A 21,983-nucleotide genomic window follows, 5' to 3' on the forward strand; every position below is an offset into this window, starting at 1 on the left:
TAGGGGGATGAGGACAATCGAACAGCCGTCCAATAATGTTTTGTTGACACAAGAGGAAATGCGCGGGCTGATTGAAAAAGCGCAAATAGGTGATGTAGAAGCTAGAAAACAAATGATTGAAGGTAATACTCGGCTCGTTTGGTCCATTGTTCAACGCTTTGCTTCTCGTGGAGTAGAGCTTGAGGATTTGTTTCAAATTGGTTGTATCGGATTGATGAAATCTGTAGATAAATTCGATTTATCGTATGATGTAAAATTTTCAACCTACGCTGTTCCGATGATTATTGGAGAAATTCAACGATTTCTAAGAGATGACGGCATGGTGAAGGTGAGCAGATCAATCCGCGAGCTAAATTATAAAATTCGTCATGCAACAGACGAATTTTTAAAGACCAATGAAAAGCCGCCTTCCATTTCAGAATTAGCTGACATCTTAGGTGTAACTCCGGATGAAGTGCTCGTAGCGACAGATGCAATGCGGGATCCAGCCTCTTTACACGAACAGCTTTTTGAGAGTGAAGGCGACTCCATCACACTAATGGATCAAATGAAGGATGAAAAATCAGAGCTTCCATTTCAATATATTCCACTAAAGGAAGTTCTGACGAAGTTGGACAAGCGAGAACAAGCAATCATTTATTTAAGGTATTACTTAGATTTAACTCAAACCGATATTGCAGAAAGGTTAGGGATATCCCAAGTTCAAGTTTCGCGGTTAGAAAAGAAGATTTTAGCGCAACTTAAGTCTTGGATGGAAACCAATTCATCACGAACTACTAAAAAGACGGTGAGTAAATGAGTAATCAAGTTTTTTCATCAATTGATGAAGCAAAAGATTTTCTGTACAGTAAATTTGGAAAAGACGAATCCTTTGATGTATGTATCAAGGATCTACATGTCAAAAGCTTACCAGTACTTGGTGTTTATATAAGTGGGCTCGTGGATGCAGCTACACTTACGGTTCAATTGACGCCTCTCTTCACTCATACTTATGATGATGAAAAGCATCATGAAATTGAGATTAAAGATGAGGCTAAATATTTTGATGACCATTTTAATTTTTATGGGAAGTCTGAGCCTAAGGACAGAGATGAATTTATCTTAGGTGTGCTGAGTGGCCAGGTTGGCTTCATCACAGCACACGGCTTTGGCTATTTACTGGAGCTTCGTAGCTATCCTGGTCGTCAGCCTGATGAACCGGATAACGAAAAAGTAATTCGAGGATCACGTGATGGATTTGCAGAAAACATTATGTTAAATACTGCATTAATTCGACGTCGTATCCGTGATCCCCAATTACGATTTGAGCTACGTAAGATAACGACGCTTGGACGGACCGACATTGCCGTCACTTATATGAAGGATCTTGTGAATCCAAAGCATTTAGACTGGTTGAATAAAAGACTGAAGGAAATAAAGCATGACGGTCTAACGATGGCGGATAAATCCCTGGAGGAATGGATTTTTAAACAGAAATTTCACCCTCTTCCTTTTGTTCGTTACTCGGAAAGACCTGATATTGTTGCGGCACATTTACTTGAAGGCCATATCGCCATTGTGGTGGATACCTCTCCCTCAGTTATGATTATGCCCATTTCCATGTTCCATTTATTACAACATGCTGAAGAGTATCGTCAAGCACCACTAATTGGTACAACCTACCGATTTTTAAGATATTTTGCAGCGTTTTTCAGTCTTGCATTATTACCTATTTGGTATTTATTAGCCACACATGAACAATATTTACCTGAAGCACTGGACTTTATAGGTGCGAAAGAGGAGTCAACTATTCCTCTTTATTTACAAATCATCATTGCCCATTTAGGGTTAGAATATTTGCGAATAGCAGCAATCCATACGCCGACGCCACTATCGACCGCCATGGGGTTGGTTGCCGGGATCATTATCGGACAAATCGCAATTGACGTAGGATTATTCTCTCCGGAAGTTGTCCTCTACTCTGCTGTAACAGCGATTTTCTCATTCTCTATCCCAACCTTCGAGCTAAGTACAGCAGTGAAATATTTCCAATTCTTCATCCTGCTTGCAACAGTAGCTGCCGGGCCTAGCGGATTCTTTATATCGATATGGATCATATTCTCCTACTTGTGTGCACTAAAGCCAATGACTGTTCCTTACATGTGGCCACTTGTACCATTCTTCCCAAAAGCATTTGCTCGTATATTTATTCGTTTCCCAATGGCTGATGATGCAATTAGACCGTATATTGTTGGCTCAAAGCAACGAAAACGTGCATAAAAGTGCCGTTGCGTTAAAATTGTACCTATGATAAAGTTCATCATAAGGTATATATCATAGCGGAAATAGGGAGATTCCCTCTTTTCGAACGCAACGAAAGGTGTGGAAAGATGCATTTATTTGGAACACAAACAGTAAATGAAAATGGTCACTTAACGATTGGTGGAGTGGATTCTGTAGAGCTTGCTAAAGAGTACGGCACTCCACTTTTCGTTTATGATCTGGAGCTAATCAGAGAGCGTGCCCGCGGATTTATCGAAACATTTCATAAATTAGGGGTCAAAGCTGAAGTAGCCTATGCTTCAAAAGCTTTTTCATGTATTGCGATTTATCAGCTTGCTAAAGAAGAAAACCTTTCATTGGACGTAGTTTCTGGTGGAGAGTTATATACAGCTATCCAGGCTGGTTTCCCTTCCGAAAGAATTCATTTTCACGGGAATAATAAATCTTATTTTGAATTAGAGCTTGCCTTTGATTCAAAAGTAGGTTGCATTGTTGTAGATAATTTTCATGAGATCAACCTCTTAAAAGAGATTTCTGAAGCAAAACAACAACCAATGCGCATTTTACTACGAGTAACACCTGGAGTAGAAGCACATACACATGACTTTATTACAACAGGGCAGGCAGATTCAAAATTTGGATTTGATCTTAACAATGGACAAGCTGATGAAGCGTTTCTAAAAGTAAAAGACCATGAATATCTAAATCTTCTTGGTTTACATTGTCATATTGGTTCCCAGATTTTTGAAACAGATGGGTTTAGTTTAGCTGCTGAAAAGTTAATGAAAAAAATTAGTGAGTGGAAGGCGCAATTTGATTTCCGTTGTACGGTATTAAACTTAGGTGGCGGATTCGGAATTCGATATACGGAAGAGGACAAACCTCTTGAACCGCAAGAATATGTCAAAGAGATGATTGAAACAGTTCAGGCTTTTGCTGGTAAGTTAAACTTAAATCTGCCAGAGATCTGGATTGAACCAGGACGCTCGCTTGTTGGTGATGCTGGGACATCTCTATATACAGTTGGTTCACAAAAAAACGTTCCGAATATTCGCGAATACATAGCAGTGGATGGCGGAATGAGTGATAATATCCGTCCAGCACTTTATGATGCAAAATATGAGGCGGTTGTCGCTAATAAGGCAAATGAAGAAAGATCGAATACTTACACAGTTGCTGGAAAACTTTGTGAATCCGGTGATAAATTAATTATTGACGCGTTATTGCAAAATACGGAACCTGGAGATATTTTGGCTGTTTTCTGTACAGGTGCATATGGATATTCAATGGCTTCTAACTATAATCGTATCCCAAGACCAGCAGTAGTATTTGTAGAGGAAGGTCAACATCAATTGGCAATTAATAGAGAAAGCTACGAAAATATTATTCAAAACGATCTCCCGCTATCTCTAAAAAGAGGGTGAGTTAGTTTATGAAAATATCAAAATGGAAGCTTCTTGGAATCTTAATAGTTCTAAGTATAATTTGGGCACTGATCTATCTTTTTATCTTAATTCCATATGTATTTGTTGATTAATAATTTATCGCAAATGAAGTTTTTGTTAATAAATGGTAATAAAGTTGCTTCCTTTCTTCAAATCATGTAGTATATTTAAAGATGTTGTACTGATAGAAAACGAGGGAATGTTATTCATGTTAATACGCTATAAAAAATCTTTTGAAAAAATAGCAATGGGCTTGCTTTCGTTTATGCCTTCTGAGAAGGACGTAAAGCATTTAATGGAAACAATTCATTCATATGAAGAAAAAGACAATTGGCATTTATTTTTATGGAAAAAAGATGAAGAATATATTGGCATTGTAGGAGTACGGGAAGAGGATTCAGTTGCTACAATTCAACACATTACTGTTGTTCCTTCTTATAGAGGAGAAGGGATAGCCATTACAATGCTGAAGGAATTATTAAATACAGGGCAATTCAAAGAGATTAATGCAAGTGAAGATACAAAACCTTTTATAGAAAAATGTTTACCCATAGTAGAAGAGGCGGACGATTCTAAGTAACGTCAGCCTCTTTTTCTTGTTTTTTTTCCTGGACATCAAATCTAAGGCTTCTTATTATTTCTTTTTTGTGCTAAAGCAAGTTTACGATTGTTGCGTGTTTCAAGAATATCTGTACGATCGCGCAGCATATGTTTATGAAGGAGAAAGTCTTTGGGCAACGGTGGGAGCTCTTTAATTTTCTTTTTTACTAATGAATCTAGTGTTTCATTCGTCAACACGAGCTGAAACGCTTTAAAGTGTTCGCTATTCTCAATAGCTTTCAAGCTAATCTCACAGTTTTTACATAATTTATCGTAATCAATGTATTCAAAAAAGGGTGATGTTTGATTCTCAGTAAAGTTTTTCATGGCCTTTTTTAATATTTTCATAGCACCAATCGTATTGTTGCGTCTCCAATGATACATGCCAGTTGCAAGTTGGACATATCCTACCAATGGATGATTTTTATCGCCGGGTGCGTACATTTTCCAAAATTCCTCTAATGCTTCGTGACATTCAAAATAATCTTGATTACCGTTAAAATATGTACAAAAATCTACATATAATGGATGAAACAATGGATGCATAACAATCCTCTTTCCTTATTACTAAAATTTGATTTAAAATACATAAGGTACACATACTCTATAATATAAAAGAAAACGAACAAACGTCAGGTGGTTGACACATGTATGAAGTAAAATTAGAAGCCTTTACAGGACCTCTTGATTTATTATTGCACTTAATTCATCGTTTGGAAATTGATATATATGATATTCCAATGGCAGAACTAACATCACAATATATTGATCATATTCACGCTATGAAAGAATTAGAGTTAAACGAAGCTAGTGAGTATTTGGTGATGGCTGCAACACTACTAGCTATCAAAAGTCGTATGCTTCTCCCAATACATGAAGGTGAAATGGAAGAGACAGAATTTGAAGTAGATGGACCAGACCCTCGTGAAGAGCTCGTAACAAAATTAATCGAATATAAAAAGTATAAAGAAGCAGCCGTAGAATTTAAGGAGCTCGAAGAAAATCGTGCCCAAGTGTTTACAAGACCACCTAGTGATTTGTCTGGCTTTGTTCCAGATGAACAGCTTGCACTCTTTGATATGAATGTCAACGTATACGATATGTTAAGTGCTCTTCAGAAGCTACTGCGTCGTAAACAACTAAAAAAGCCATTATCTACAAGAGTAGCAAGACAAGAAATTTCTGTGAAAGACCAAATGATTGCTGTAATTGATTCATTGAAACTCAATGGTGGTAAATCTAAATTTTCCGATCTATTCCCATATGAAGATAAGTCTACAATAATTGTAACTTTTTTATCGCTACTCGAGCTAATGAAGCGCCATGTCGTTTTTGTAGAGCAGGAAAATAACTTCGAAGATTTAACAGTGACTTTACAAAAGGAGGATGTTGGCGATGAACTTGAACAGTTTGATGAGTAAAATTGAGGCACTACTTTTCGTAGTTGGAGATGAAGGAATGACCGCAAAGCAACTTTCCCAATTGTTGGAAGTGGATTTGATGGAAATCGAAGCAGCCTTAAGTGAGCTCGAAACAAATTACAGCCAAGCAGAAGAACGAGGTGTGACCTTGAAAACTCTTGCGGGTACGTACCAGCTGACAACGAAGCAAGAATTGGCAGATACGATTAAAAAGCTAGTGGAAAATCCCAATAGCCAGGTGTTATCTACTGCTTCACTTGAAGTGTTGGCAATAATTGCGTACAAGCAGCCAATTACTAGAACAGAGATTGAAGATTTAAGAGGCGTAAAGAGTGAAAGGCCAATTCAAACCCTTGTATCTAGAGCGCTTGTGCAAGAAGTCGGAAGAGCAGAAGGGACTGGGCGAGCGATTCTTTATGGAACAACAAAGGAATTTTTAAATTATTTTGGTTTGAAGGATTTAACCGAGCTTCCTCCATTACCAGAAGCAAACACAGTGGATGAAAATGAAGAAACGGATTTATTTATGACCAAGTTCCAAGAAGCGTTCAAATCCCAGGAATAATTATCTCCAATCATCAGGATTATTAGGATGTCTGGATGAAATCATGTAATTTTGATTTAAAAAAGGAGTGGCTTGTTGAAAAAAATTGCAAAAGTCTTTTTTGCGTTTATGTGTATGATGGTCGTATTCTTCTCTGTTACTCAAGCAGCAAGTGCTTCCTATGCTGTTATTGATGCAGAAACAGGAAGGTTGTTAGAAGGAAGTAACCCAAATGGGCGTATGCCAATTGCCAGTTTGACAAAAATTTGGACAGCTCTTATAGCGATTGAAAACAGTGAATTGGATGATGAAGTAACTATTTCTCAAAAAGCAGCCCTAAGTGAGGGTTCATCTATCTATCTAGAGCCTGGAGAGAAAATACCTGTTGAAAGTTTACTTTATGGGCTAATGCTTAGATCGGGTAATGATGCTGCCTTTGCGTTAGCCGAACATGCTGGAGGGTCAATTGAGGGATTTGTTGATTTGATGAATGAAAAAGCGGATTTATATGGTTTAAATAATACTGATTTTACAAATCCATCTGGTTTGCATAACGATATCCATCTATCTTCTGCCTATGATACGGCACAAATGCTAAGAATTGCCATGCAAAATGAAACGTTTAAAAAGATTTCTTCAACAATTAACTATAAAGAGCCATCAAAAGGCGTAACTTGGCAAAATAAACACCGATTACTACGTCAGCAGGTTGGGGCAGTATCCGGGAAAACGGGCTTTACTAAAGTTGCTGGAAGAACATTGGCAACGTATTTTGAACAGGATAACAAAAAGGTGATTGTCGTTACCTTAAGTGAATCAAATGATTGGCAAGTACATAAAGGGCTTGCAAATAAAGTTTTTGATAATTATGAGTATGTCACAGTTGCAGATAAAGGAAAATATCAGGCAACTAACGATAAAGCGGTTGAACTAACGCAGCCAATTTCCATCCTTTTGAATAAACAAGAAGCGAAAGAAGTACGAAATGTCCTACATTTATCAAGAAAACAAGGACAATTTGGAATTTGGCATGTTATGTTAAATGATGAAAGCATATATGCAACAAGGGTAAATGTAAAATAATTTTGAAGTACTATTAAATCTGGCTAAGTTTTAGGACTGCGTTTAGAGCAGTCTTATTTTTTGTATACTTAGAGAAAATTGTCGAAAAATGAAAGGGATTAAGTTAAATAATTGGGTTGAGTGTTTCACAAAACTCTTTCAAAATTATTAAACAACTTTTGGAATAAGCTGTTTTTCTTTAATAATACGGTAGAATATGACATAATTTTTAGGCAGACTTTAATGTGCTTACACGGATGAATGAGGTGGAACAATGGAAAGATTACAAAAAGTAATAGCTTATGCTGGAGTTGCTTCAAGGCGTAAAGCAGAACAATTAATTCAAGAAGGCAAAGTGAGAGTAAATGGTAAAGTGGTAAAAGAACTTGGTACGAAGGTTTCGAACTCGGACACAATTGAAGTAAATGGCGTCAAGCTTGAAAAAGAAGATAAAGTATACTTCTTACTATATAAACCAAGAGGAATTATCTCTGCTGTTACAGATGACAAAGGAAGAAAAACGGTAACGGATATCTTTAAAAAACATGTGCACCAACGTATTTTCCCAGTTGGACGACTAGATTATGATACATCTGGATTATTGCTATTAACCAATGATGGTGAATTCTCCTATCAAATGACGCATCCTAAATTTAAAATCGACAAAACGTATATAGCTCGTGTAAAAGGTGTGCCTACAATTGATGGACTGAAAAAGCTGCAACGTGGTATCAAACTAGAGGACGGAAAAACTGCACCTGCTAAAGTGAGTATGACATCTTTTGATGAAAAAGCTGGAAAAGCCATTTGTGAGATTACAATCCATGAGGGTAGAAATCGCCAGGTGCGCCGTATGTTTGAAGCGATTGGGACACCAGTTGTGAAATTAAAACGTGAACGTTTTGCTTTCCTTGATTTAGCTGGGTTAATGCCAGGTGAATATCGTGAGTTAACAAAACATGAAGTGAAATTGCTTCGTGTACTTTCTGATACGGGGAAGATCGAATAATTAGAGGCCGTGAAAACGTTCATAAATCAGTCAAAAACAATAGCAAATGAGTTTTTTTAGTTTGCTATAATAAAAAAGATTGTATAGTTTTCGGGGAGGAAACACAAATGGATAAAAAAAAGAAACGTTCGATAACTCGTGGTGTTATTCTCGTTGTTCTTTTAGCAGCAATCGTATATACAGTCTATACTTCTGCGACTAATGACAAGGTGAAGGTGCTGCAAGTTGGCGACAAAGCACCCGAATTTGAACTAGTGGATTTATATGAAAGCGGTTTAAAACATCGCCTTTCGGATTATGAGGGCAAAGGAGTCTTCTTAAATTTCTGGGGAACTTGGTGTGAACCATGTAAAAAAGAAATGCCGGCAATGTCCCGTCAATATGCCAATTATAAAGAGCAAGGTGTTGAAGTGTTAACAGTCAATATTGCTCAAACAGAATTTGAAGTGAAGAAATTTCTTGAAAGCTTAGATGTTCACTTCCCAGCTGCTATTGATAAAACAAAAGCTGTTATGACGGCATACAATGTTGATTTATTACCAGCAACAATCCTAATCAATCCTGAGGGTAAAGTTGAAAAAATCATTACTGGTGAAATGAGCGAAAAGCAGATCGCCTCATATATGGAATCAATTAAGCCAGAACAGGAGTAATTTATATGGAAAAAATTATTTGTGTTTGTGGTCATGAAAATCCATCAGGTACCAAGCTTTGTGGAAAGTGTGGTCGACCACTGACAGAAGAAGCTAAGATGAGTAAAATCCTCGATATGAAATACGATGGTGCGGCCATTCGTTCAAAAACGCGCAATAAATCGATTGTTGATAAGATATGGAATTTCTTCTCGAGTGTAAAAGTAGGAATATCGTTAATTATCATTAATCTGGTCGCAGCATCTATCGGGACGATTTTCCCTCAAGAGTTTTATATTAGTGTTTCAACTGAAGCAGAAAAAGCAATCTACTATGAAGAAACATACGGTTCTTTAGGGAAGCTATACTATGAACTTGGACTTTCTAACGTGTATAGTTCTTGGTGGTTCCAAATATTGGTTGGGATGCTAGCGATTTCAATTATCGTTGCAAGTATTGACCGAGGAATACCATTACATCGTTCTCTTAAAAATCAGCGTGTAAAACGTCATGCAAGCTTTATGAAACGTCAACGTGTTATTTCAGAAGGACCAATTACAGATGGTGATTCTGCCAGAACGTTGAATGTAGTTGAAGAAAACATGAAAAAGCTAAAATACAAAGTTCGACGTGATGGCAATGCACTTCTTGCTGAGCGTGGCCGCTTTTCTCGTTATGGCCCATACATAAATCACGTTGGTTTAATTATCTTCCTAACTGCTGTCATGCTACGCCTTGTACCTGGATTCTATGTAGATGAAGCAATGTGGGTTAGGGAAGGTGAAATGCGTGCAGTACCTGGCATGGAAGGCTACTTTATAGAGAATGAAGAGTTTATCTTGGAATTGCATGATAATGAGGCGACGGAAAATCAAGAGCTACAAGGAGTTAACGTCGTAGCAAAAAACTATCAAACTAATGCTAAGTTATATAAACAAGCTGAAGATGCTGTTCCGGGTAAGGCAGATAATCTAGAGTTAGTGAAAGAATATTCGATTCGAGTGAATCATCCATTGCAACATGAAGGCTATTCATTCTACCAAATGGATTTCCGTTTAAATGAGATCAAAACAATGAATTTTGAACTCACAAATAAAGAAACAGGGGAGTCACTTGGTGCGGTTAGTGTGGACTTAGCGAACCCACAAGATGAATATGTCATTAACGAACAGACTAAAGTTCAATTATTAGGCTATTATCCTGACTTCTCTGGATTTGAGGATGGTGAACCGCAGACAGCAACACCAACACCAAACAATCCAGCATTTATCTTTAAGATGACGACACCTGAAAAACCTGAGGGTGAAGTAAGTTTTGTAGCTATTCAGCAAACAATTGAGCCAAACGGTGATAATGCCTATAAAATGGCATTTAACAGCGTTGAAACAAGAAATATGTCTGGTCTGACAGTTCATAAAGACAGTTCAATTCCATTTTTAGCAATCGGTGGAGCAATCTTCATGATTGGGGTAGCAATCGGTTCATATTGGAATCACCGTCGTATATGGGTGGAACAATTAGAAGATGGCACAATTCGTCTAGCCGCACATACAAACAAAAACTGGTTTGGTATTAAGAAAGATTTAGATGCACTAACAGCATCTGCTCATCTCCCTAAATACATTGACCAGTCAGAAGATGATCTCGACGATGAAAAAGAAAAGGAAGGTGACAGCACCTTATGAGTTTAATTAGTTTAAGTGGCAACTTACTTTTTGTAGCTTTTATTGCCTACTTGGTTGGGACATTACTATTTGGTGGAGCTATTAAAGGTACTAAGCCAGACGGAGCAGAAAAGCGTGCAGACAAATGGGGGAAATTAGCCTTAATCGTTACGATTATTGGATTCTTGGCTCATTTAGGCTACTTTATTACTCGCTGGATTTACAAAGGACATGCTCCTGTAAGTAATATGTTTGAATTTACAACTGCATTCGGTATGTTCATTATTGCAGCGTTTATATTAATTTACTATATGTATCGTTTAACTGCGCTTGGTCTTGTTGCACTACCGGTTGCTATATTAATTATTGGTTATGCCGCGATGTTCCCAAATGATGTGGATCCACTTGTTCCATCGCTTCAAAGCTATTGGTTAACAATCCACGTTATTACAGCAGCAATGGGCCAATCGATTCTCGCAATTAGTGCTGTGGCAGGATTAGTCTATTTGTTAAAATCAGTTAATCCGAAAAAGAAGTCTAAAAGTCGTTTTTGGATGGAAGCAGTATTATACTTTGGTGTTTTAGTAGTAGGGTTTATTCTTGCAACGGTTATCTTTAAAGGGATTGGCTATGAAGCAAGCTTTACTTATATTGATACGCAAGATAGTGAAAAAGAAATCACATACTATATGCCGGCTGTATTTGGTATGAATGACTATACGTTATTAACAGAAAATACAATGGATCCAATTTTTGAAATGCCGGCTGTTATCAATGCTAAAAAATTAACTACAGTGTTCTGGGCATTTGTAATTGGAACAGTGCTGTATTTAATCATTCGGTTAGTTACTCGAAGAAGCATTCTTGATATGCTGCATCCTTTAGTGCAGAGAGTTAATTTAAACTTATTAGACGAAGTGGGCTATCGTTCAGTATTGATCGGGTTCCCTGTATTTACATTAGGGGCACTTGTATTTGCGATGATTTGGGCACAGGAAGCATGGGGCCGTTACTGGGGCTGGGATCCAAAAGAGGTTTGGGCTCTTATTACATGGTTATTCTATGCTGCTTACCTACATTTACGTCTCTCAAAAGGTTGGGAAGGGAAAAAATCAGCATGGCTTGCGGTTATCGGCTTTGCAATTATTCTCTTTAACTTAATCGTTGTAAACTTAGTTATTGCAGGTTTACACTCTTACGCAGCGTAAAATTATGAACGAAAGTTCTTCTCATATATGGGGAGAACTTTCTTTTTAGGCAAAAAGAATGTATAAAACTTTCTTATCCATATTAGTGCAACTAAATCTAATCGCTAAAGGTATAGCGATTAGCCAAGTACTCTAAAAATACTATTAACACTTGGTGTCAAGTTAAGTTTTCTAATATATTCTTTAAATTTTATACGTGAAATTGTACAATAGGAAAGAGAAAGAATGAGAGGGGTAAAACCTATGTCTGAAAATATTTCTGTGTTAGTAGTAGATGATGAGGATCGTATTCGCCGCTTATTAAAAATGTACCTTGAACGTGAAGGATACGAAGTAGATGAAGCTGAAAATGGTGAAATGGCTCTCACAATGGCGTTAGAAAAAGAATATCATTGTATTCTATTAGATATTATGATGCCTGAAAAAGATGGTCTGCAAGTATGTGAGGAACTGCGTGAAAAGAAAACAACACCAATCATATTATTGACTGCAAAGGGTGAGGAAGCAAACCGTGTACAAGGGTTTGAACTTGGAGCAGATGATTATATAGTAAAACCATTTAGTCCTCGTGAAGTGATTTTACGTGTGAAAGCTATTTTACGTCGATCTTCGGCATTTTCACCCGTTTCAAGTCCGTCTACTTCAAAAGATTTAGTGGTATTCCCACATTTAACAATCGATCATGATGCTCATCGTGTGTCTGCGGACGGTACAGAAGTTAACTTAACGCCAAAAGAATATGAACTACTGTACTTCTTGGCAAAAGCACCAGATAAAGTTTTCGACCGCGAGCAATTATTAAAGGAAGTATGGCATTATGATTTCTTCGGTGATTTACGTACAGTTGATACACATGTGAAACGATTACGTGAAAAGCTAAACCGTGTATCAGAAGATGCTGCAAAAATGATTGTTACAGTTTGGGGCGTAGGCTATAAATTTGAGGTTGTGAATGAATAGGATATGGAGCAGTATCGTCGGGAAGCTATGGTTAACCATATTGCTTCTCGTTTCGTTTGTGTTGTTCGTCTTTACAGTTCTCATGCTGGAATTTTTAGAAGATTATCATCAGGAGCAAGCTGATATATCCTTAAGACAAACCGCCTCAACTATCGCGAGTATCGTTGATAATTATGACCTGGAACAGTTAACTGACGAGATTATTAATGAAATGATTACGGAAGATACAAATGCCTTTATTGTTTCCCAGGAGAAAGAAGTAGTATCTGCTTTTCAGACGGGTCTTAATAGTACTGAAATACAAAATAGTATATTAAAAAATAAGAATTTTAATGAAATTTTTGAGTCTACTGAACCAATATTAGATCGCATGATTTTACCCTCCCAAATAGAAGAAGGTAAAATGGAAACATATATTGTTTTAAGCTATCCGCTAAAAAGTGATGATAAGTTTCATGGTGCTATTTTTATCTATCAAAATCCAACTGCACTTCATAAAACATCCCAAGAAACAACAAAAATTGTCTTTCTTTCAGCTTTTATCGCCTTTGTGCTAACAACATTTTTCGCCTTTTTCCTTTCTTCCCGAATTACATGGCCACTACGTAAAATGCGGGAGCATGCCTTTGAGCTAGCAAAAGGGAAATTCGATGAAACCCTGCCAACAACGCAAAATGACGAAATCGGGCAATTAGCTGTAGCCTTTAACCAGATGGGGCGACAATTAAAGCATCATTTAGAAGTAATCAATCAGGAAAAAGAACAATTAGCAAGTGTGTTAACATCCATGACGGATAGTGTGATTACCTTTAATCGAGATAAAACCATACTTCTCAGCAATCCTCCGGCAGAAAAATTACTTCAAAAATGGTTTATCAGAAAGAAAAATGAAACGGATCACCCAATGCCTCAGGAAGTCTTTGAAATGCTGGAGCATGTATTAAGCTTTGAAGATAAACTAGAGGAAGATATTGAAATTGATGGTTCCTATTATCGAATTACGATTAGCCCGTTGAAAAACAGTGAACAATCCATTCGCGGTGCGATTGCTGTTATTCGAGATATGACGGAGCGTTTACGTTTGGAAAAATTACGTTCAGATTTTATTGCCAATGTATCACATGAACTTCGTACACCTATTGCTATGCTTCAAGGCTATTCGGAGGCCTTACTGGATGATGTTGTATCCGATGAGGAAGAACGAAATGAAATCACTCGTATTATCTATGATGAATCACAGCGAATGGGTCGCCTTGTAAATGATTTACTTGATTTAGCTCGAATGGAAAATGGACATACGACGCTTTTCAAAGATGAAGTTGAGGTAGTTCATGTGATTGAACGTATTACGCAAAAATTTACTCAAGTGGCGAAGGAAAAGAAAGTTCAATTGCAATTCAAAACTGGTCTTGATGAAAATGTTCTGATTAGTATTGATGAAGACCGTATTGAACAAGTCCTTACTAACTTGATAGATAATGCTATACGACACACACCTACTGAAGGCAGTGTTACCGTATCGCTGGTACAAGAACTTTCCTATGCGAAAATTCAAATTGCAGACACTGGGGAAGGGATTCCTCAGGAAGATTTACCTTATGTATTTGAACGTTTCTATAAAGCAGATAAAGCAAGGACTCGTTCAAAGGGCGGCACAGGCTTAGGGCTTGCCATTGCCAAAAATATTGTAGAGGCTCATAAAGGTAATATACGTGTCGATAGCGAGGTTGGAAAAGGAACAACCTTTACTTTCTACTTACCTTTATAAGAAAAACAATTTTCAAGGAGTCTTTTGCAGGAAGTTTGAAGTAGCGCTTTAGCAGTTTAAGAATTGATTTTGTACATTCTAAGCTGTCGTCTAGGGTATCTCTAAAGTATGTGAATAAAACTTTAGGGATACCCTTTTTATATAGGACGGGTAGGAACTTCTTACTTGCAAAAATGGCTAATTATTTTATTATTACTGAAACTTTATTACTTCTTATACGACAAATTTATTAAGAACGGGGGTGGCATGGGTGAAAGAATCCATATTCCATCGTTTGTATGATCTATATCATAAGGATGTCTTTCAATTTTTAATTTATCTGGTTAAAAATCGATCGGTTGCTGAAGATTTATCCCATGAGGTTTATGTAAGAGTATTAAAATCTTATGAGCGATTTCAAGGAAGAAGCTCGGAAAAAACATGGCTATTTGCGATTGCTAAAAATGTGGCGATCGATTATTTCAGAAAAAATGCGGTACGTTCTTCACATGCTTTCGACGCATTCAATTGGGAAACAGAAAGTTTAGTCTCACCTATGAAGTCTCCGGAAGTTCTAACGGAGCTGAATGATGAAATGCGAGAATTATTAGATGCACTTGAAAAGTGTACGGGTGATCAAAAAATGGTCATTGTTATGCGCTATTTTCAGGAATTATCGATTGCTGAAACAGCCGCGATCCTTAATTGGACAGATGGCAAGGTTAAAACTACCCAGCATCGAGCGATAAATAAGCTCCGTGAAATATTGACAAATACGACTGAAGCGAAGGAGGCAAATCACAATGAGTCATGATAAATGGGAAGACAAAAAAATAGAAGACTTGCTTGAGAAAGTACCAAAGATTCATGATCAACGTTCAAAACAAGACGTATTCAATCGTCTTAAAGAAGACGGTCTTTTTGATGATGAGCCTTTAAGTACCAATAATCATAATACAGGTCAAAGTAGAAAGTTTAAGTGGGTTCCAATTGCTGTTTCAATCGCTGCAGTCTTTTTACTGGCGATATTAATACCGTCCTTTATAAATCAATATTCTTCAACGGATTCTGTAGAGGAAAGTGCAAGTACGGAAGTAAGTGAAGCAAGGGATATGGAGCAAGAGATGAAAAGTTCGGAATCGAGTGCTGAAGAATCTAGCGCTGATATGGCTATATTCAACGCAGAGAGTGGGGACCTTCGTACGGCAGTTTACCCAGAAGAGCTTGTGGGAAATACGGTGTTTAAGTTGGGATTAGCTAGTGATGCAGCAGATAGCTTACCTGTTACGGTATTAATTCCGAATGATAGAATTCAACAGGATTTTGGAGATATTACACCAACTGGGGTAGAACTATATAATCATTATGCACCACTCTTTATGGAAAGTGCGATAGGCTTTAGCGAATATCATCCATATGCTGGAACGATTACTGAGTTAGGTGATCAAGTGATTCACACATTACCGAACGATCAACCTTACGATATAGCTCCAGCTTCCCTGACAACTTATTTTGCTACTCTAATTGATACATTTGGCGATTCTTACGAGGAAGCAGCACTATTAAATCAAGAAGGCTCTGCTTTTGAATTTAGTGAAGTTGGGGAGCCAAGTACACCAATTGCATTAGTGGGTGAATCAACTCAGTATAATTACTTTAGACATACCCAAACGGATGGAACAACATATTTAGCGCCAAATTTTAGAGAAGCTTTTTCAACAGTAGAAGAAGCGATTACGGCTATGAAAGAAGAGACGAATGATATATATCAGTCTGTAATATTACCGAATATTGATTTTGAAATAACTGCAAAAGGTCAAATTGCAACCGTAAGATTTACTGAGGAAATCGATTTAGATGCTTTCGATCAAGTTCAAGCGATGCAAATGATTGAGGGGATTTTGTTAACAGCTGCGAATTTCGATATGCAGGTTCAATTTGAAAATATTGTTCAAACAGAGTGGCAAGGATTTAGCTTTACAGAGCCACTTCCGATGCCTGTTGGAGCAAATGAGGTCTCATATTGGACGGTTATTCAACAATAAATGACGAAAAATGTATAGTAATTGAGTAGGTTTTCATCGCTTTTACATCTTTACATCATCTCAAACTCGAGATATAATGAGACTGTAACAACAAATTAAATATTGATTCATCTTCGGGGCAGGGTGTAATTCCCGACCGGCGGTGATAGAAATTGCAACTTCCGACCATTTACTTGGAGGATGTTGCCTATAGTTTCTTCAGCCCGCGAGCTTGATTTTGAGCAGGATTTGGTGCGATTCCAAAGCCGACAGTATAGTCTGGATGGGAGAAGGTGAAGGTACGGTCTTTTTTCGTTATTCGAAGGGAAACTGTATGTTAAGGTAACGCTCTTGCGAAAAATTCGTAATTGCTTTACTGTTTTTTGAGTATCTTTTTTATCTTACATGAGATACTTGATTTAACGTACAATTTTTCTTGTTTTCAATGTGCCTATTTTCTCCCTTATGCAACTTGCGTAAGGGATTTTATTTTTTCATTGAAGGAATAATCGAAAGGCTGTCCTTTCTTCTAGCTAAGTTGAATCAGCAAAGAGGAGAGATTGATTATGTTTAATCAAAAGCTTAAGTTACGTTCGTTCGTAACAATCGCAATGTTAAGTAGTATCTCATTTATCTTAATGCTACTAAACTTTCCATTGCCATGGTTCCCAGTATTTTTACAGATTGATTTCAGTGATGTACCTGCATTGATTGCAGCAATCACAATGGGACCGGTTGCGGGTATTTTAGTAGAATTATTTAAAAACATTTTAGACTGGATTTTCTCGGGTACGCCAACAGGAGTTCCTGTGGGGCACATGGCAAACTTTGCAACGGGCCTTTTATTCATTTTACCTGTCTACTACATTTATAAAAAATTCCCATCAATTAAAGGGTTAAGCTTTGGTTTAGTTGCCGGCACAATCATCATGTCAGTTGGTATGAGCCTATTAAACTATCTAGCATTTTTGCCTATGTACACTTACTTCCTTGGTTGGGGTGAGTTCGACATGAAAGAAACAATTATTTTAGGTATCCTACCGTTTAACGTTGTAAAAGGTATTATGCTTATGGTTATTATAATCTTACTGTTCCGTACAATGAAAGTATGGATCGATAATCAAAGAGCACAATATTTATTATAAATAGAGTATTTCAAAGCTGTTCGTTAAGTCGCTTGTATGACTTAATGAGCAGCTTTTTTAGTTGTTGACACCAATTTATTAATGAGGTGGAATTTCTGGAAAGTGAAGACAATAGGGAAAGAAGAGGCTGAATTGCTGACAAGAAAAGCTTGAAAGTGGTAGTCCGGGAGTAGGGGGCTTGTGACAAAGTTAAAAGCGGAGGAGTAACTAGTCCGTGAGAAAATGTGTCGAGGACAATAGACAGGTGAAAGAGGAGTTCGTTGTCTTTGATAAGCGGTGTCATGGACAATAGACGTGTGGAAGAGGAGCTAATAGTCCGCGAGATGGTGAGTCGTGGACAATAAAAGGGAGAAAGAGGAGTTCGTTGTCCTTGATAAGCAGTGTCATGGACAATAGACGTGTGGAAGAGGAGCTAATAGTCTGCGAGATGGTGAGTCGTGGACAATAAACGGGAGAAAGAGGAGTTAATGGTCCGCGAGAAGGCGAGTCGAGGACAATAGACAGGAGGAAGAGGAGTTCGTTGTCCTTGATAAGCGGTGTCGTGGACAATAAACATGAGGAAGAGGAGTTAATAGTCCTCGAGAAACAGTGTCGTGGACAATAGAAAGAAATAAAAGGAGTTAATAGTCTGCCAGCAGCCTGTTCAGTCACCCAATTCCCTAAATATGATAAAGCTGGTCAACGAAAAGGCTACATTATGCCAAGGAATGAAAAAAGGAAAAACAAGTCAATGAGAACCGACCCAGCCCCCGCCTTTGCAAATCAAAAGTGAAAACGGTAAACGAGCAGCATGATCATCCTCTCTAAAATGGTAAAGCACTCCATTTAGTTTTAGAAAAACGCTGCCGTGTCACTAGTTTTCCCAAGGTAAGAATCAATTCCTAACACCAAATGAAACCAGTTTGCTGTTATAAATCAATTGAAATAACTGCTTAAAATAGTTCATTATAAGCAATCAAAGACAGGGGAATCCAAGTGGCTGTAGGTTTTTCGTTTCATCTAGAAATTAGATGAAAAAAATCTAATTTTTGTATGTTATTTTTTCTAACATGGTATTGCTATTATAAGTTACATAGTTTAGAATAAACGTATGAAAGGGAGGAGATGTGGATGAGTCGAGAGTTTCGAAGAGCAATGCCGTTACTCCCTATAAGCATGGTAATGCAATTAACGGAGTTAACTGCGAGACAAATTCGATATTACGAAGAACATAAACTAATTGAACCTGCAAGATCAGAGGGCAATCGTAGAATGTTCTCACTTGACGATGTAGATGCATTGTTAGAAATTCGTGAACTTCTTGACCAGGGAATTAATATGGCAGGAATTAAAAAAGTATTCGATATGAGAAAAAACAACAACAATGTAAAATCTTCTAACAAAATGACAATTTCTGATTCAGAACTTCGAGCAATTTTACGTGAAGAAATGCAGCAAGCACAAATCATGCAAAAAGCTTCATTAAGGCAAGGAGATTTATCTCGCTTCTTCCAAGCGAAGGGTGAGTAGATTATATTTTAAATTTTTTAATAATTTCAAATATTAGGAGAGTGGATTAAATGGTTAAGTACACAAAAGAAGATATTAAACAAATCGTGAAAGATGAAGGCGTAAAATACATTCGTCTACAATTTACTGACATTCTAGGTACTATTAAAAATGTAGAAATTCCATTAAGCCAATTAGATAAAGCGCTAGATGACAAAATGATGTTCGATGGATCATCAATAGAAGGGTTCGTACGCATTGAAGAATCTGACATGTATTTGAAACCAGATTTAGATACATTTGTCATCTTCCCATGGACTGCGGAAAAAGGTAAAGTAGCACGACTAATCTGTGATATTACAAACCCAGATGGTACACCATTTGCTGGTGATCCACGTGCAAACTTGAAGCGTGTATTAGCTAACATGGAAGAGCTAGGTTTCACAAGCTTTAACTTAGGACCAGAGCCAGAATTCTTCTTATTTAAATTAGATGAAAAAGGTGAACCAACATTAGAATTAAATGATGATGGTGGTTACTTCGACTTAGCACCAACGGATCTTGGGGAAAACTGCCGTCGTGATATCGTGTTAGAACTTGAAGAAATGGGCTTTGAAATCGAAGCTTCTCACCATGAGGTTGCTCCTGGTCAACACGAAATTGATTTTAAATATGCAAACGCAGTTGAAGCTTGCGACAACATTCAAACATTCAAGTTAGTTGTTAAAACAATTGCACGTAAACATGGGTTACATGCAACATTCATGCCAAAACCATTATTCGGTGTGAACGGATCTGGGATGCACGCAAACCTTTCATTATTTAGCGGTGACAAAAACGTGTTCTTCGATGAAAATGCAGATTTGCAATTATCCGATACGGCACGCTCATTCATGGCTGGTATCATGAAACATGCAAAAGGATTCACAGCGGTAACTAACCCATTAGTAAACTCTTACAAACGTTTAGTTCCAGGATATGAAGCACCATGTTACATTGCTTGGTCAGCTCGTAACCGTTCACCATTAATTCGTATCCCTGCGTCTCGCGGTCTATCTACTCGTGTTGAATTACGTTCAGTTGATCCATCAGCTAACCCATATTTAGCATTAGCTGTTCTACTAGAAGCAGGTTTGGATGGTATCCGTAACGGTTTAACACCACCAGCGCCAGTTGATCGCAACATCTATGTTATGAATTCTGCTGAGTTAAAAGAAAACGGAATTGAGAGTTTACCAGGTTCTCTACTTGAAGCTCTTTCTTACTTAGAACAAGATGAAGTAATCAAATCAGCACTTGGTGAACACATCTATTCTAACTTCAAAGAAGCAAAAGAAATTGAATATGATATGTTCCGTACAGCTGTTCACCCATGGGAACGTGATCAATATTTAAAAATGTACTAATCTTATAGATGAAGTAAACCGTCTCGATTTTGAGACGGTTTTTTCTATATATAGAATGATCAAATTCATTCTTTTCTTAACTATGAAGACAGGTAAAATCAAATTAGTCAATCGTTTGCTTCAACTCATTTTACTAGATTTCACTCATATACTTGTAAAAGAATAAGTTTGAAAGTAAGGTGAAGGTTTGCCGAAGAAAATTGTCTCTATTTGCTTAACATTACTCATTTTAGCTGCGTTGATTAATACAATATCGAAAAATCTTTTTACGAATGAACAAGATCAATTGGAGGTTGTATTTGATGAAGAGGATTCAACATCCTTGAATCAAGCAGTTGATCAAGAGCCTGAGGTTGAAGAAGGTGAACAACAGGTTGAGTACCGATCGATTGATGAACCAGAAATTTATCATGATCATGAGGAAGGAGGGCATAATCATGATGACCACGAACAAGAAACAGAGGTACGAGCACTCAATGTGAAAGCACCGAATTTTGAATTAAAGACTTTAACCGGTGAAACTGTTCGATTGTCAGATTTAGAGGGGAAAAAGGTGTTTATTAATTTTTGGGCAACCTGGTGTGCGCCTTGTGTTGAGGAGATGCCTGCTATACAACGTTTCTACGAAGAACATGCCAATAGGGAGAACCTCGTAATTCTTGCAGTAAATGCAACCGACTTAGAATTGAACATGGATAAAGTAAAAAAGTTTGCCTATGAATATGGAATTAGTTTCCCGATTTTATTGGATGAAAAGGGGGACGTTTCGATTAATTACGAAATTCTGACTATACCAACAAGTATGATAATAAATGAAGAAGGTATGGTTGTTGAGCAGATTATAGGGCCAGTTACTGAGGAAATGTTAGAGGAGAAGTTAATAGATTAATAAGAAGGAAATTTCCACTTATTTCTAAAATAGGTATGAAAGCACTATGATTTGTTCTTGAACAAGCTAATAGTTAAGATTATACTCAATTGTAAGTGAATAGAATTGCAGGATAAAGGTGCTAATCATGTAGCTTAATAGGGAATTCGGTAAAATGCCGAAGCTGTTTCCGCAACTGTAAGTGCAGATGAAATAAGAAGATGCCACTGTCAAACGAAGAAAAAAGCTTCTAGTAGATGGGAAGGTTCTTAGAGTAAAAGGATGCACAAGCCAGGAGACCTACCTTTCTCTGATCGTATCAAATCTCTTCGGAATTTAGGAGAATGTACGGCAAATAGACCAATGGGTATATGGATAGGTACTTTATATGCTTTTTTCTATTTTCCGCTATTTCTCAATTTGAGAGCTAGCGGTTTTTTATTTTGTCATTTTATCTTGCATGCAATTCACTAAAAAAAGAAACAAGGGGGTTTTGGT

20 protein-coding genes and 2 riboswitches are annotated in these 21,983 nt (G+C 37.3%); of the genes, 19 read left to right on the forward strand and 1 reads right to left on the reverse strand.

All coding sequences use genetic code 11. The annotated features are described in order from the left end of the window. Nucleotides 1-7 precede the first annotated feature (7 nt). From C1N55_RS07770 to C1N55_RS07785, 4 genes are all read left to right on the forward strand, one after another. Nucleotides 8-799: a SigF/SigG family RNA polymerase sporulation sigma factor gene (locus C1N55_RS07770; protein ID WP_137728289.1), complete on the forward strand. Its 792-nt coding sequence runs from the start codon at nucleotides 8-10 to the stop codon at nucleotides 797-799. Continuing rightward, complete coding sequence (locus tag C1N55_RS07775) at nucleotides 796-2,259, forward strand: spore germination protein (protein ID WP_137728290.1); 1,464 nt, start codon at nucleotides 796-798, stop codon at nucleotides 2,257-2,259. The genes C1N55_RS07770 and C1N55_RS07775 overlap by 4 nt, the downstream gene beginning before the upstream one ends. Before the next feature lie 110 nt (nucleotides 2,260-2,369). Beyond that, on the forward strand, nucleotides 2,370-3,686 hold the full coding sequence (gene lysA / locus C1N55_RS07780) for a diaminopimelate decarboxylase (protein WP_137728291.1): 1,317 nt from the start codon (nucleotides 2,370-2,372) through the stop codon (nucleotides 3,684-3,686). A 229-nt stretch (nucleotides 3,687-3,915) separates the two neighbouring features. Next, a complete protein-coding gene (locus C1N55_RS07785; RefSeq protein WP_137728292.1) occupies nucleotides 3,916-4,287 on the forward strand; it encodes a GNAT family N-acetyltransferase in 372 nt (123 codons plus the stop codon). A 41-nt stretch (nucleotides 4,288-4,328) separates the two neighbouring features. Here C1N55_RS07785 and C1N55_RS07790 read toward each other — a convergent pair whose 3' ends face one another. Continuing rightward, nucleotides 4,329-4,853 (reverse strand): DUF309 domain-containing protein, encoded by a 525-nt coding sequence (locus C1N55_RS07790; protein WP_137728293.1) that lies wholly within the window; start codon nucleotides 4,851-4,853, stop codon nucleotides 4,329-4,331. 101 nt (nucleotides 4,854-4,954) lie between these two features. On the opposite strand from C1N55_RS07790, the gene C1N55_RS07795 reads away from it, so the two are divergent. The 15 genes from C1N55_RS07795 to C1N55_RS07865 all read left to right on the forward strand — a co-directional run bounded on the left by C1N55_RS07795 (nucleotide 4,955) and on the right by C1N55_RS07865 (nucleotide 21,506). Beyond that, nucleotides 4,955-5,728, forward strand: a complete 774-nt coding sequence (locus tag C1N55_RS07795) for a segregation/condensation protein A (protein ID WP_137728294.1) — start codon at nucleotides 4,955-4,957, stop codon at nucleotides 5,726-5,728. After that, nucleotides 5,703-6,293 (forward strand): SMC-Scp complex subunit ScpB, encoded by a 591-nt coding sequence (gene scpB, locus C1N55_RS07800; protein ID WP_137728295.1) that lies wholly within the window; start codon nucleotides 5,703-5,705, stop codon nucleotides 6,291-6,293. Before C1N55_RS07795 ends, scpB begins: the two co-directional genes overlap by 26 nt. Nucleotides 6,294-6,401: 108 nt before the next feature. Continuing rightward, complete coding sequence (locus C1N55_RS07805; protein WP_137730581.1) at nucleotides 6,402-7,355, forward strand: D-alanyl-D-alanine carboxypeptidase family protein; 954 nt, start codon at nucleotides 6,402-6,404, stop codon at nucleotides 7,353-7,355. Between the two features lie 253 nt (nucleotides 7,356-7,608). Continuing rightward, the gene (locus tag C1N55_RS07810; RefSeq protein WP_137728296.1) at nucleotides 7,609-8,343 is read left to right on the forward strand and encodes a pseudouridine synthase; all 735 of its coding nucleotides are present in this window, start codon (nucleotides 7,609-7,611) and stop codon (nucleotides 8,341-8,343) included. 107 nt (nucleotides 8,344-8,450) lie between these two features. Beyond that, the gene (gene resA, locus C1N55_RS07815) at nucleotides 8,451-8,996 is read left to right on the forward strand and encodes a thiol-disulfide oxidoreductase ResA (RefSeq protein WP_137728297.1); all 546 of its coding nucleotides are present in this window, start codon (nucleotides 8,451-8,453) and stop codon (nucleotides 8,994-8,996) included. Nucleotides 8,997-9,001: 5 nt separating this feature from the next. Then, complete coding sequence (locus C1N55_RS07820; protein WP_137728298.1) at nucleotides 9,002-10,660, forward strand: cytochrome c biogenesis ResB family protein; 1,659 nt, start codon at nucleotides 9,002-9,004, stop codon at nucleotides 10,658-10,660. Beyond that, nucleotides 10,657-11,847 carry a c-type cytochrome biogenesis protein CcsB gene (gene ccsB / locus C1N55_RS07825; protein ID WP_137728299.1) on the forward strand — a complete coding sequence of 397 codons (1,191 nt, stop codon included), beginning with the start codon at nucleotides 10,657-10,659 and terminating at the stop codon, nucleotides 11,845-11,847. Before C1N55_RS07820 ends, ccsB begins: the two co-directional genes overlap by 4 nt. Nucleotides 11,848-12,090: 243 nt before the next feature. Further along, nucleotides 12,091-12,807, forward strand: a complete 717-nt coding sequence (locus C1N55_RS07830) for a response regulator transcription factor (protein WP_137728300.1) — start codon at nucleotides 12,091-12,093, stop codon at nucleotides 12,805-12,807. Further along, nucleotides 12,800-14,575, forward strand: a complete 1,776-nt coding sequence (locus C1N55_RS07835) for an ATP-binding protein (RefSeq protein ID WP_137728301.1) — start codon at nucleotides 12,800-12,802, stop codon at nucleotides 14,573-14,575. The genes C1N55_RS07830 and C1N55_RS07835 overlap by 8 nt, the downstream gene beginning before the upstream one ends. Before the next feature lie 250 nt (nucleotides 14,576-14,825). After that, nucleotides 14,826-15,368 (forward strand): RNA polymerase sigma factor SigX, encoded by a 543-nt coding sequence (locus tag C1N55_RS07840; RefSeq protein WP_137728302.1) that lies wholly within the window; start codon nucleotides 14,826-14,828, stop codon nucleotides 15,366-15,368. Further along, a complete protein-coding gene (locus tag C1N55_RS07845) occupies nucleotides 15,358-16,599 on the forward strand; it encodes a hypothetical protein (protein ID WP_137728303.1) in 1,242 nt (413 codons plus the stop codon). The genes C1N55_RS07840 and C1N55_RS07845 overlap by 11 nt, the downstream gene beginning before the upstream one ends. 105 nt (nucleotides 16,600-16,704) lie before the next feature. Beyond that, a riboswitch (FMN riboswitch) is annotated at nucleotides 16,705-16,877 on the forward strand. 267 nt (nucleotides 16,878-17,144) lie between these two features. Beyond that, a complete protein-coding gene (locus C1N55_RS07850) occupies nucleotides 17,145-17,723 on the forward strand; it encodes an ECF transporter S component (protein ID WP_137728304.1) in 579 nt (192 codons plus the stop codon). A 1,110-nt stretch (nucleotides 17,724-18,833) separates the two neighbouring features. Next, a complete protein-coding gene (locus tag C1N55_RS07855) occupies nucleotides 18,834-19,232 on the forward strand; it encodes a MerR family transcriptional regulator (RefSeq protein ID WP_137728305.1) in 399 nt (132 codons plus the stop codon). Between the two features lie 50 nt (nucleotides 19,233-19,282). Further along, nucleotides 19,283-20,617, forward strand: a complete 1,335-nt coding sequence (glnA, locus tag C1N55_RS07860) for a type I glutamate--ammonia ligase (RefSeq protein WP_137728306.1) — start codon at nucleotides 19,283-19,285, stop codon at nucleotides 20,615-20,617. Nucleotides 20,618-20,804: 187 nt separating this feature from the next. Next, entirely contained in the window at nucleotides 20,805-21,506 is a 702-nt protein-coding gene (locus C1N55_RS07865; RefSeq protein ID WP_137728307.1) for a TlpA family protein disulfide reductase, read from the forward strand. Between the two features lie 99 nt (nucleotides 21,507-21,605). After that, nucleotides 21,606-21,808: riboswitch (cobalamin riboswitch) on the forward strand. The last annotated feature ends 175 nt before the right edge of the window (nucleotides 21,809-21,983 follow it).

It is taken from the genome of Lysinibacillus sp. SGAir0095 (assembly GCF_005491425.1).
In the GTDB taxonomy this organism is placed as follows: domain Bacteria; phylum Bacillota; class Bacilli; order Bacillales_A; family Planococcaceae; genus Ureibacillus.